General features: G+C 34.6%; 9 protein-coding genes, 1 pseudogene and 1 riboswitch. Of the genes and pseudogenes, 2 read left to right on the forward strand and 8 right to left on the reverse strand.

What is annotated here, in order from left to right; translation table 11 throughout:
* Positions 1 to 105 precede the first annotated feature (105 nt).
* Complete coding sequence (locus tag QUF99_RS19665; protein ID WP_289372187.1) at positions 106 to 1278, reverse strand: RICIN domain-containing protein; 1173 nt, start codon at positions 1276 to 1278, stop codon at positions 106 to 108.
* A 674-nt stretch (positions 1279 to 1952) separates the two neighbouring features.
* Here QUF99_RS19665 and QUF99_RS19670 point away from each other — a divergent pair.
* Positions 1953 to 2513: pseudogene (locus tag QUF99_RS19670) on the forward strand (recombinase family protein).
* Positions 2514 to 3190: 677 nt separating this feature from the next.
* Here QUF99_RS19670 and cntE read toward each other — a convergent pair.
* The 6 genes from cntE to QUF99_RS19700 form a co-directional block, all read right to left on the reverse strand.
* Complete coding sequence (gene cntE, locus QUF99_RS19675; RefSeq protein WP_289372188.1) at positions 3191 to 4351, reverse strand: staphylopine family metallophore export MFS transporter CntE; 1161 nt, start codon at positions 4349 to 4351, stop codon at positions 3191 to 3193.
* Positions 4348 to 5139 (reverse strand): ABC transporter ATP-binding protein, encoded by a 792-nt coding sequence (locus QUF99_RS19680; protein ID WP_289372189.1) that lies wholly within the window; start codon positions 5137 to 5139, stop codon positions 4348 to 4350. The genes cntE and QUF99_RS19680 overlap by 4 nt, the downstream gene beginning before the upstream one ends.
* Before the next feature lie 5 nt (positions 5140 to 5144).
* Positions 5145 to 6143, reverse strand: coding sequence for a FecCD family ABC transporter permease (locus QUF99_RS19685; protein ID WP_289372190.1), 999 nt, complete (start codon positions 6141 to 6143; stop codon positions 5145 to 5147).
* The gene (locus tag QUF99_RS19690; RefSeq protein ID WP_289372191.1) at positions 6140 to 7108 is read right to left on the reverse strand and encodes a FecCD family ABC transporter permease; all 969 of its coding nucleotides are present in this window, start codon (positions 7106 to 7108) and stop codon (positions 6140 to 6142) included. Before QUF99_RS19690 ends, QUF99_RS19685 begins: the two co-directional genes overlap by 4 nt.
* Before the next feature lie 43 nt (positions 7109 to 7151).
* Positions 7152 to 8126: an ABC transporter substrate-binding protein gene (locus QUF99_RS19695; protein ID WP_289372193.1), complete on the reverse strand. Its 975-nt coding sequence runs from the start codon at positions 8124 to 8126 to the stop codon at positions 7152 to 7154.
* Between the two features lie 630 nt (positions 8127 to 8756).
* Positions 8757 to 9317, reverse strand: a complete 561-nt coding sequence (locus tag QUF99_RS19700) for a class I SAM-dependent methyltransferase (RefSeq protein WP_289372195.1) — start codon at positions 9315 to 9317, stop codon at positions 8757 to 8759.
* Positions 9318 to 9376: 59 nt separating this feature from the next.
* On the opposite strand from QUF99_RS19700, the gene QUF99_RS19705 reads away from it, so the two are divergent.
* A complete protein-coding gene (locus tag QUF99_RS19705) occupies positions 9377 to 9916 on the forward strand; it encodes a TetR/AcrR family transcriptional regulator (protein WP_289374711.1) in 540 nt (179 codons plus the stop codon).
* A 280-nt stretch (positions 9917 to 10196) separates the two neighbouring features.
* Here QUF99_RS19705 and QUF99_RS19710 read toward each other — a convergent pair whose 3' ends face one another.
* A complete protein-coding gene (locus tag QUF99_RS19710; protein WP_289372196.1) occupies positions 10197 to 11078 on the reverse strand; it encodes a 5'-methylthioadenosine/S-adenosylhomocysteine nucleosidase in 882 nt (293 codons plus the stop codon).
* 205 nt (positions 11079 to 11283) lie between these two features.
* Positions 11284 to 11387, reverse strand: a riboswitch (purine riboswitch).
* Positions 11388 to 11448: the final 61 nt, after the last annotated feature.

Below are 11448 nucleotides of genomic sequence, written 5' to 3' on the forward strand. Positions count from 1 at the left end.
GTAAACAAATAATTGTAACAAGGGAAACCCCCTCATTTTTTGAGGGGGCTCCACCACTTCGCTTTGCTTGTCCACTTACTGTTGACATATATCGCAATATGTTTCCTATTTAGTTTGTGTTCTTGGTAGTGTTTGCGTAGGGTCTTTTACAATCCAAGGAGCTGAAACAGCTGAACCGTCTGTTCTCTTCAACGTATATTTTGTTTTCAGTTGATATTCTGTATATCCTGTGTCTTTACCATCTTTACTTGGAGCAATCTTTTCAATTGTTTCTTCCTTTGAGTCCGTATTAGTTGTACTAACTTCTGTTTGTAATGTTTTTGAAACACTTGATTTAATTGATAGAGATGAGTCTCCAAATTTTAATCCTAAGTCTGTTCCAAAGCTCATAGCAAGCGTTTCAGTCATCTTTTGTTGATCTGTATTACTTACACCTGTTTTAAGTGTATACTTACGACTACCACCAGCAGGAATAATGTCTGAAAATGCTTTCTCCCAATATTCTTCTTTTACTAAAACATAATATGGTGAATTATGTATTTTTGTTTTATCACTCGCACCATTATCCTTTACCATAATAGATGGTATTAAAGATGCCCCAACAACAACAGACTCTGAAGTTTGAGGTAATTGTTGATCAATAGGTCCACCATCAGTATACTTTGGAGCATTTGGTCTAGTTCCTACAGTTGGTAAGGTTGGTAATGAAAAAGTACTGCGAGCAGCTGGAATGTTAAATAGCCTATCATTATCAGAAGGATTTGATTCATCCAAATCTACATAATCTTTATATCCATACAGATTAACCCCCGCCCAAGATGCAACTTTCCCAGATCCTTGGTTTACAATTTCATAATTATTATTTCCCTTGTCTCGTAAATACCATTGTTCAGTAGAGGCACCAGTCCAACTCGTTTGTCGCAAACCCTCATTATTGTAAGAGGGAAAATGACGAACACCATCACTACCAATGATAGCATTACCAATCCCTACAGGTTTTCCACTATTTTTATTTACGATTGCATATGCTCCTCCATCAAGTGGGAAAAATACAAATTGTTCATTGTCACCACGGTCTCCATTCCATAGAAGAATCCCTGCATCATCAGAGTCCCATCCTCTATATACATCCCAAGCTATGTTTGTATTAGCTGCCAAATGAATAGTATGATATTCATTATTCGCTGGAGCTGCTGCTTCACTTGAAGGAGCCCAGATAGATAGACTCATTGCTCCTACACCTAACCCTGCCATGACTTTCTTTGATATTGATTTCATAATATACCCCCTAGTTTTGTTGGTAAGATTCCTACAAGATTACAAAAAATGATATTATACTGTACATTGCTTATACTTTTATTGCGAAATAAAATCACTTTTGCTATGTAGAAACTTAAAACCAATTTTGTACAAATATGATACTTTTGTGATTCGAGATCCCCTTTTTAAAATAACTGAATATTAAGAAAGTTTAAATCGACATAATGTTACTTGCTACTTTACCAAACTTCTATTAGTGTAATCTTCTTCTTTCTCAGTGGTCATACCAGTTATGTTTATATTAAATCATTAAACTTTCGATGCGTAAATAGTAGAATTTTGTCGAATGTATTTAATGATTTGAATGTTACGTACTAATATGAGTGAGAATATTATACCGATAAAACTAATATTGAATTCCACTACAGAAATTATAATAGTTATAACTTGATATATATGATGAAAAAACAATCATTCTAATTAAATTAACTTAGATTTAATTTAATTAGAATATTTTTAGTATAATTTAATATCATTACTCAAAGTGTTTCCCTTTATTTGGATATGCATAATTGCATATTTTCCTATCAATAGAGTGTACCCTATTGGTAAGAAATGCTTTCCTTGATATTATTAGTCTCAGAGACTCTCAATAACACTTATCAAAAATACATACAAAAAGAGGGGTAAAAATGGTCTATGGATACGCTCGTGTAAGTGCACAAGATCAAAATCTAGATACACAGATCGAACAGCTCATGAAATATGGAGTAGATGAGATTATAAAAGAGAAAATAAGTGGAGTAACAAAACAAAAGCCAGAGTTAGACACTATACTTTCAAAACTAACTACTGGGGATACTTTGGTCGTAACTAGAATGGATCGTTTAGGTCGAAATACCATTCAGCTATTACAATTAGTAGAACAACTTCGGGAAAAGGATGTTCACTTTGTGATTTTAAATTTAGGAATAGATACTAGAACTCCAACAGGAAAATTCTTTTTAACTGTCATGGCTGCCTTTAGTGAACTAGATCGAGAAATGATTAGAGAAAAACAACGTGCGGGAATAAAGTTAGCGAAATAAAAAGGAGTGTATAGAGGAAGATTGAAGAAATACACGGATAAGCACCCAGGTATGAATCATGCGATTGAATTAAGGAAGCATACCAAAAAAACTGTTAAGGAAATATGCCAAATTACAGGAGTGAGTCAGGCCGCTCTGTATCGTAGATTAAAAGAACTTGAATAAAGTTCTTTTTTATTTGTAATTAAATCCCAAAGTGGCCCCTCATACCCAGAATCGTTTCCGTACCCCATAAAGAGATAAAATTTCCGCTTTGAGGATACTTTAAAATATTAGCTTGATGGGCATGTATAGTGACCCCTTATAGCAATAAAACCAGCTTATGTAATATTGCATATTAAAATGTATTGATATATATGTAAGCGCTTACTATAATAAGGGTATAAAGATTTACAACATCTTACTATACAAAATAAGAGGAGGAAATAATATGGCAATCGCAATGGCAGTTTTATCATTCTTAGGTTCAATAATCCCATTAGTAGGAGAGCTTTTAAAAGCAGTAATGTAAGTTCATTATTCCGCAATTGCAATTATATGTAAAAAAATATCATACAAATGATCTGTATATCAAGAATGAATTGATGTGCAGATCATTTGTGTGAGCAAACTTTAAACAAGAAAAAGAATCCCAGAAATCATAAGGGATTCTTTTTCTTTATGTAATTACGGCATTAACATTTTTGCTACTGTAGATTTATAATAAAGTTTGATTAAAAAGTTAAATGTAATCCCTATTTTATAACAAATATAAAAACTCCATTTTGAAAAAAGATTGATCAAAATTAGATTAAATTCATGTATCACTTGATTAAACAACCTTATTTCATCGCATATTTATTTCAAAAATACACCTTGGCATTTTTAAATACTATGATTAGTACCATACATAGAATAGATAATACACTACATACCATAAACATTGCATTATATGAAACATATTCAATAATGAACCCTGTTGCTAAGCTACCTAGCGCGAATCCTAAATCATAGAAAGCTAAAAATACGCCGAGTAACATACCATTTTGTTCGGATTTAACAGCAAATGTAATGTATGTTGTTAATGTAGGGTATAACATGGCTGATGCTAATCCATTAAAAATAGCTGCTATATAAAATCCAGTCTCTCCTGCTAACAATAGCGTACCTAAAACACTTGATAATAATACTAATAAAATAAATCGTGGATGCCACTTGCCATCCGAAGGAATTTTTTTACGTAACGTAAAACGACTACCAACAATGACAACCGCTTGTAAAAATAAATAAATGGATGGATTCCCCACGTGTTCTTTCATAGCATATAGGGGTAAAAATGTCGCAATTGCACTAAAAACTAGTGCTCCTACTAGCATAATGAAAGATGCTAAATATAAAATTGGTTCCTTTCGCATATTATATGCTACCGTAAACATACTACGTACTGAAAACGAGGGCAGGTTCTCTCGTTCTTTTGGAAATGGTGATTTCACAAAACAAAGTAATGGAATTAACGCCAAAACTAAGATAAAAAAAGGTATATATCCTTTTGCATCATTCCATAGTAATAACGCTACTGCTGGGCCATAAAGTGAGGGCACAACAGATGAAAGGGAGTACATGGACATTCCTTGACCCCGGTCAGCGTTAGATAAAATTTTTGTAATTGCTTGTTGTATAGCCATCGAAAAAAAAGCTGTAGTCACCCCTTGCAATACGCGTACAACATAAATGCCATTTATTCCAAAAACTATATATATACATAATGTGACATCATGCACTAACAATAAGTATTTCATGACTGTATAAGAACTATATTTTGAAACAATTCGGCCTGCATAAGGACGTATAATCATACAAACGAGCATATAAATCCCCATAACTATACCAATTTCAGAAACTTTCATTGCATCGCTTTCTGCTTGAAGTGGGAATAAAACAGTTAGCATTGAACTCGATGTAAAAAACAAAACCGAGAGTCCATATATTTGCAACATCGGTCTTGATAACGGTGCTAAATTCATATTTTGCGTCCCGTACCTTTTGGTACACATAATGGTGTACCAAATATAGGATCCTTTATAATCATGCTGTCCACATGAAATACATCTTTGACAAACGCTTCTGTTACAACATTTTCTGGTCGACCTTCAGCATAAACTTGTTTATCTTTTAGTGCTATCACATGATGTGCATAACGACACGTAAGATTTAAATCATGCAATACCATAACAATCGTACGTTGTTCTTTTTCATTTAGCTTAAATAATAAATCTAGTACTTCGATTTGGTGTGTTAAGTCCAAATAAGTTGTTGGTTCATCTAATAAGATGACATCTGTTTCTTGCGCAAGCGTCATTGCAATCCATGCCCGCTGACGTTGACCACCAGACAGTTCATCCACCTTCTGATGCTTAATATCATATAATCCTGTTGCTTCAAGAGCGCGCTTCACCGCTGTTTCATCCTCATTGGTCCATTTTTTAAAAAAACTCTGATACGGATAACGCCCCTGCTTTACTAATTGCAAAATCGTCAAACCCTCTGGTGCCTCTGGACCTTGCGGCAAAATAGCAAGCTCCTGTGCCACGTCCTTTGTAGCCATTTTACTAATTGCCTTTCCATCTAAAATTACCTCACCTGCTTTTGGCTTTAATAAACGTGCAACAGAACGTAATAAAGTAGATTTCCCACAACCATTACTTCCTACAAAAACAGTAATTTCTTTAGGTGGAATAACTAATGATAACTCGTTAATGATCGTTTTATCATCATATGCTAATGTCAACGACTTTGTTTCTATTGAAGTCATACTACTCATCCTTTAGTTTTAAATAAAATATAAATAAAATATGGTGCACCAATTAAAGCTGTAAATACACCGGCTGAAATATCAAGTGGAGTAAATAATGTACGGCCTATTAGATCTGCAGCAACGACAATAATTGCGCCAACTAAAGCTGATACGACAACCATACTGTCAAACATTGATCCAACTAAGCGGCGTGCAATGTGCGGTGCAACTAGACCAACAAAGCCAATTGTCCCTGCAAATGCAACTGCGCTTCCTGCTAATGCCGTACTTAACAGTAGTAAGAAGAAGCGTTGCTTTTGCACACTACTCCCTAGGCTCATAGCAGTATCTTCATGTAATTGCTGTACATTCACATGCCTTACATTCATCCAAATTGCTATCAATAACACAAGTAAAATGGGTGCTAAAACCGCAATTTGCTCCCATGTCGCACGACTCACTGTACCAGTAATAAATAAATTTGCCTGTGCTGCTTGATGAATAGCACTTTTCATCATCATTAATGTTGTAATGGATTGTGATAGCATCGCCATCCCAATTCCAATCAAAACAAGCGTAAAAGTAGAAACACGTCCATTTTTACTCGATAACAAATAAACAACTAATCCAACAACTGTCGCACCAATAAAAGCTGCTAACGGTAACCATTGAATACTTACAGTCAAACTTTGGCTTTGTCCATTCGTACTAAATATATATAGAAAAGTAATAACAGCCAAGCCTGCTCCATTTGTTACACCAATAACATCTGGTGAAGCTAGTGGATTTCGTACGATACTTTGTAATAATGCACCAGATATCGCTAAGGCAACCCCCACCAGTAAAGCTAAAATAATTCGAGGCAAACGCAAAGACCAAATCACTAAAGTATCCATTTCGTTTCCAACACCAAATAACGTTTGAACAACTTTCCATGGGGAAATAAAATTTTCTCCTACTGCAATACTACTAACGACTAGAAGTACGAGTATCAGAAATAAACTACCTACGATTTTTTTCATGACCTCGCTCCCTTTCGTGCAATATAAATAAAGAATGGTGTACCAATGATTGCTGTGATAACGCCAACTGGAACCTCACTTGGCATAATAACAAAACGTGCAATAACGTCTGAAATTGTGATAAGCAACGCCCCTAATACGGCACTATAAGCAATGCCCCAATAATGGTTCGAGCCAACAAAAAAACGTGCTATATGTGGGATAACAATTCCTACAAAGCCGATTGGTCCTGCAATGGCAACTGCGCTACCCGCAAGTAAGACAACAATGACGATTACACTCACCTTTAATAACGTTGTACGCACACCTAACCCTTGGGCCACACTCTCACCTAAATTAAATAAATTTAATTTTGCAGACAACAACCAAGCCCAAACGAGACCAATAAGAATACTTGGCAACGTCGCCCAAACAACATCTAACTCTCTTCCTTGAATAGAGCCCGCTAACCAAAATAGCACTTCATCTAAAACCGATTCATTTACTACTAATAGCCCCTGTGTTAAGGCAGAGAAAAAAGCTGCCATCGATGCGCCTGCCAAAGTTAGTTTTACAGGCGTCAAGCCACCTCGACTAAATGCGCTCAATCCAAAAACAATAGCACTTGCAATCGCAGCACCTAAGAAGGCGTAATAAGGATTTGATACCCCAAATAGTGTTAAACCCAAAACAATCATAAAACCTGCACCAGCATTAATTCCAAAGACACTTGGTGAGGCAAGACCATTTTTTGTGATCGTTTGCATCAGCATTCCCGCTACTGCTAGGCTTGCGCCAACAACTACAGAAATAATAGCACGGGGTAAACGATTTTCGACAATCACAATATGTTCATTACTGCCATCAAATTGTGTAAACGCCTGCCAAACTATTTGCCAACTAGTATCAGTATAGCCATACACAATACTTGCTAGAAATGCCATGATAAGAACTATAAAGCTCGCTATAAGTCCGATCCCTTTCATCTAAATAACTCCTTAAATTGAAAAAAGCCAGAAAAATTCTGGCCTATTTCACAAGTGATTTCTCAACGTCTTTAAGCATTTCGTTAGCGGCTAATACACCACCAGCTGTATTCCATACAGCATCACTTACTTCATAAGCATGACCTTCTTTTACTACGTTAAGATTTTTCCACATTGAATCGTTTAGCCATTTTTCCTCCGTCTTTTTAACTTTAGTATCGCCTTCTACTGTGTATGCAAAGTAGAATAAATAATCTGCGTCAAATTTCGGAATAACTTCTTTACCTACTTCAACTGAAAAGTTACCTAGCTTATTATTTTCTCCAAATAATTCAGCTTGTGCTTCAGGTCGTTTGAATCCAAGTTGATCAAAAATAACACCAGAGAATGAATCTGTGTAGTATAAGTAAGATGTTCCCGCTACAAAGCGTACAACTGATACTGTTTTATTTGATGTGTCACCTAATTTTCCTTTTAAATCAGCAATATTATTATCAAAATCTGCTAAAACTTTTTCACCTTTTTCTTCTTGTTGTACAGTTTTAGCATATAACTCAAAATTATTTTTCCAGTTGCCTGTTAAATTTTCTGAAAATACTGTTGGAGCAATAGCTTGCAGTTTATCATAAATTGCTTCTTGACGTACTTTATTGCCAATGATTAAATCCGGCTTTAACGCCGCAATCTTTTCAATATTTACTTCAAGCTCTGTACCGACAACTTCGACATCTGCCATATCATCTTTAATATGGTCATACCATGGATTACCTAACCAAGACTTTACAGCACCTACTGGTTTAATGCCTAAAGCTAATAATGCTTCTGTTCCTTCATTTGTTAAAACAACAATACGTTTAGGTTCACCCTTAATTTCTGTTTTTCCCATACTGTGTCCAATAGTATATGTACTTTCTTTCTTTAAAGCTGTTGTTGCTTCGTCTTTAGCATCGGCATTTCCACAAGCTGCCAATACTAAGACTAGTATCACACTAAAAATAAGTAATAGCCTTTTTTCCATTAAGTTCCCTCTACCTTCTAAAATTAGTAGCAATTATTAATGATAATGATTATCATTAACGATCTTCCTCAATTCTAATTGTACAACTCCTCATTGTCAATATTTTTTAAAAATAATTAACTTTTTAAACATTTAAAATCAGGTGAATACGCATCCGAAAGTATTTCATCGAAACTTTATTATAAAACCCCAAAAAAATATGGTATAAAAATCCAGTTTTACACCATATTTTTAAACAACTATTTTATTTTTTAAAGAACTTTATTATTTGAAGACAGAATTTTTGATCCCGCTGCTTATATGATAAATTGAATAAATGGTACATATTGGGGTCTGTGTACATGCCCATCAACTTAAGAAATTGGTAGTTCCCCATGCCCATCAAGGTAATGCTTTCTAGTGCCCCCAGAATGAAAATTTCATTTAACTTTCATTTTTATTATTTTGGGTGCCTGTATGTAACTTTCCCGTGATTTATAAACCCATGTTACGAAATTGCCTGATACCTCAATATCATTATATCGATAAAGAGGTTCAAGACTGCTGAGCTATGATGCTAACAAAGTCGATTTCCTATTGGGAATCGACTTTAAAGCCCTTCTTCAAGAAAAGCACCTGGTAGCTTAATAACTAACACTTTATTGCATCTATAATTAACGATGGACAAACAAGTTTATCTCCTTGATTTCGTGGGTCATATTTTTTCGAACGAAAAATAACCCCATCGGCTCCATCCCACTCATTATAATGAAAATCTCCTTCTTCATCACAATATTCAAGTAATTGGACTTCATATCCAACAGTTTCAAACATTTTCCTTAAAGTTTTATAATTATGAACTATTTTATGACTGGCTGCGGGATGGTCATTAGGTCCAGGACCACCTACTTTAACTATATTTTGGTATGACTCATCTTGAAAAAATCCATCGGGAACGGCACAACGAATATATCCAGAATGCGTTAAAAATTCATAACACATTTTTGCAGCTTCGAGTCCTTCTTCATATGTAAGATGCTCCCATACGTGTTCTGCCAAAATTGCCGTAATAGAATGATAATCGAACCTGTTATTCCAAGTATTTTCATCTAATAGATTAAGCTCTTCCTCCTGTGTATGTATCCAACCTGGATTATTGTTATATTCACCTGCACCAATTACCAGCTTAATTTCCTTTTGTTTTATAGCCAACAGTTTCACCTCTTAGAGTTTTATTCGTATTACTTCGATTTTTCGGGAAAAATCCGCCAATTAATAACGCATCTTTAGAATTATTCAGTAAAAGAGGATTTATTGCAGTTAGTATAAAAGATATTGCCACATTGGCAAACGTTTCACAGGTTTCCATTTATAATTATTTTGGAAATAAAGAAGCATTAGTGAAAGAATGTGCCACTATAGTAATGAAAGATACTTTGCAAATAGCGCAAAATTTACTCTCTGTAGAAATGGATTTTAAGGAAAAATTATGTAAGGCTCTCTCTCTATGTTCTAACCAAATCAACCAATCATTATATGAGTATTTTTCACAGTCAGCATTAGAAGACACAGCATTGCTGCATTTGCTGGTTGAAAATATAAATAAAATAAAGAAAGACATTTATAGGGGCTACATAGAATTAGGAAAACAAGAAAATATAATTGATAATTCAATCTCAACTTCTACAATATTAGAACTCATAGAAGCTATCAATAGAATTGGAATTGACATGAAGCCAGAAAATATAGAAACAAAACAGGAAGAATTACATAAATTGTTTTTATACGGAATCATTGGCAAAGGTAAATAACTAAAAAAGTGTTTTCATGTCAAGAAAACACTTTTTTACTTCTATTGATTATAAAAAAAGACCCTAATGCCAGAGCGATTAGGGTCAATTCTTCCATATGGCTAAAGCACCCGATAACTTAAGATCGATTTGCCATACATAAGCTTCACTGATATTCCAGAAAAGTTCCCGAAAATGGAGGCACTTTTTTGCCTACAGACAGTCGAACCTGAGGTAGAGGCTAGGGATCAATTGTTGCTTTAGTTAAAAATGGTACTGATGTAAATGTAGTTTTACTATATTATTTGCTTGATATCGTAGCTATATATTTTTTAACTACTTCATAAACATATTCTTGATTTGCTGCTGCTGTATTCGGGTTGTACTTACCACCATTCACTTTATTATTTGATAGTACTCTAATACCTAAGAATGCTACATCATAAGCTTCGGCAATTTGTGCTGCTGCGGCACCTTCCATTTCTTCTACAGATGTACCATACTTAGTATGGAACCATTTAATTCTATCAACTTCATTATTCCAAACGTCTGCTGAACCTATAGTACCCTCGACAACCTTACCCTTAGTGTATTTATCTTTTACTGCATTAGCAGCCGCGAGTAAATCCTTATCTCCCTCATAGTAACGGATTTTTTCAGCATTAGGATCTTCTCCTGCACTTCCTTCCGAAGCCATTAAGTCCATAGGTTTCCATTTGGTTGGATCAATTCCTTGTTTTTCATCCATATTTGCTGTTTTTAATGCACCTAAGTTTGTAACTCTTTTTCCTAAAACAATATCAAATACGTTTAAACTCGGATCATGTCCGCCTGCTGTCCCTTGATTGATTATTGCTATAGGGTTATATTTTTCAATCGCCACTGCTGTAGCAGCTGCTGTATTTTCCATTCCCTTACCTGTTTTAGCAACGATTACAGGATAATTGTCCAGAGTTCCTTTGTAAAAGACAAAAGTTCCTGATTTTTCTTCTTTAACATTTTCTAACCTTTTTGCAAATTTTTCAGCTTCTATAGGCATTGGACCTTGAATGATGATAGGTTGTTGAGCTTTTTCTTGTTCAGTTTTATTTTGTGATGCTGAACTGCATCCTGCAAATACCGATATTAAAAGTACAGTAATAGCTACTAATAAAGTGTACTTTTTTAGCATTTTGTTTTTCATAATTAAGCTCTCCTTTTTTCTCTTGTTGTTTGTCTTGTTGTTTGTCTTGTTGTTTGATACACTCGAAAATTTGGTCCAAAGAAAAAGATCTAGAAAATGTAGAATAATTTCTACCTTCTAGACCTACGAAAGTCAAAGTATAAATAATTAAGCAAAAAATGAAGCTAATGCTAAATTATAAAATGGCAACGGCTAAAAAGCCTAACAGCCATATACTTTAACTCGTAGTCCAGTTCTTTCATTGGGAACCAGGTAGAAACACTCAGACCATATTACCGAGTATATACGAGTAATGATATTTAAGATTATTACTTTGATAATATAGCAAACTTATAAAAAACACTCAACAAAAACATGAACATTAATCTAA

It is taken from the genome of Bacillus sp. DX4.1, from assembly GCF_030348195.1.
Lineage (GTDB): Bacteria > Bacillota > Bacilli > Bacillales > Bacillaceae_G > Bacillus_A.

What these genes read in the sequence shown, in the direction of transcription:
- QUF99_RS19665 (WP_289372187.1), bottom strand. Translation starts at nt 1,278, where the DNA reads ATGAAATCAATATCAAAGAAAGTCATGGCAGGGTTAGGTGTAGGAGCA.
- cntE (WP_289372188.1), bottom strand. Translation starts at nt 4,351, where the DNA reads ATGAATTTAGCACCGTTATCAAGACCGATGTTGCAAATATATGGACTC.
- QUF99_RS19680 (WP_289372189.1), bottom strand. Translation starts at nt 5,139, where the DNA reads ATGACTTCAATAGAAACAAAGTCGTTGACATTAGCATATGATGATAAA.
- QUF99_RS19685 (WP_289372190.1), bottom strand. Translation starts at nt 6,143, where the DNA reads ATGAAAAAAATCGTAGGTAGTTTATTTCTGATACTCGTACTTCTAGTC.
- QUF99_RS19690 (WP_289372191.1), bottom strand. Translation starts at nt 7,108, where the DNA reads ATGAAAGGGATCGGACTTATAGCGAGCTTTATAGTTCTTATCATGGCA.
- QUF99_RS19695 (WP_289372193.1), bottom strand. Translation starts at nt 8,126, where the DNA reads ATGGAAAAAAGGCTATTACTTATTTTTAGTGTGATACTAGTCTTAGTA.
- QUF99_RS19710 (WP_289372196.1), bottom strand. Translation starts at nt 11,078, where the DNA reads ATGAAAAACAAAATGCTAAAAAAGTACACTTTATTAGTAGCTATTACT.